1 pseudogene is annotated in these 1,170 nt (G+C 62.9%); it reads left to right on the top strand.

Annotated features, from left to right (window positions below):
- Window positions 1-382 precede the first annotated feature (382 nt).
- Window positions 383-562, top strand: a pseudogene (locus IG74_RS51785) (transposase); the annotation flags it as partial.
- Window positions 563-1,170 lie beyond the last annotated feature (608 nt).

The raw sequence follows: 1,170 nt of genomic DNA, 5'->3' as shown, positions 1-1,170 counted from the left end.
ACGGGTACGTCACCCCACTCGAGACACGGACACTGCTGCAACCAGAGCTCGCCCCCGCAGCGTAACCACCCGTCCAGGATGTGCCAGTACCGTCCAACAAGTCGCAGGACCGTCCAGCATCAACCAGGGACGTCCTGTCCAAGAACTCGTGGGACTTCACATTGACACAGCACCGCCCCACCCGCCAGAGCTACAAATGGAAAAGGCTCCAGGAAGCTTATTCAGAACTGTTTCCCCAGGTCGGAGGCTGAGGCGTGATCCACATGCCGCAGCACGCAGCCGTGTGCCGCACCACCAGGCTGTTCACGCGACCAGAAGGCATGATCAACCTGCCTTCATGATCCTGAACTCCCCATGGTCCAAAGGGTTCTGAATAAGCTTCCAGTTCGAGGGCGTGATCTGGAAGTTCAGGTCGGGCGGGCAGTGGAGGGAGATGCCGCGGGAGTTCGGAGTCTGGTCCACCGTCCACAACCGCTTCCGCCAGTGGCGGGACGCCGGTGTCTTCGAGACGCTGCTGGAGGGTCTGATCGCCGAGGCCGCCAAGCGGGACGAGGTGGACTTGAAAGCCTGGCGCGGCATCGCCACCCGCTACGACAAAACCCCGCAGAGCTACCTCGCCGGACTCCACCTCCGCGCCTCCATGATCTGGGTCAAGGACCTCACCCGAACCGCATGATCACCACCCGATACGGGGCCTACGGCAGGCGTCGGGCCGGGGCATCGTGCGCCTTGACAGCCCCAGCCCTCATGGGTGCAACAACCCTCATGGGTGCAACAATATGAATCTCAAGATCGCCCTGAATAACCCTCACTGGGTGCTTCAGTAAACAGTGCGCCGACGGCGGCACCAAGGACAGCATTTCCTTCTACGCCGTAGACGGGCGCTCTCTACGTGCACTGCCGACCATCGGTGCGTCGCAGCTGTGGGGCGTGACCGGCGTCGCGGGCCGGGGAGAGATCACCGCCCCGAAAACTGTCACTGCCATCATGTCCACCATGGCCGCCCTCCATGGGGAGGAGGCGCGATCCTGGACCTGTCAGCTGATCCGGCCAAGGTGGAATGCGGTGATGGTCAGCTGCCCTGCGTTGATCTCGTAGGTCACTCGGTAATCACCGATCCGCAGGCGGGCGTAGTCGGGCCCATAAGCGTAACTGCCGGGAGGGCGGGCG

The organism is Streptomyces sp. NRRL B-1347 (assembly GCF_000720325.1).
In the GTDB taxonomy this organism is placed as follows: Bacteria; Actinomycetota; Actinomycetes; order Streptomycetales; family Streptomycetaceae; genus Streptomyces.
This window is presented reverse-complemented; position numbering and strand designations above follow the sequence as displayed.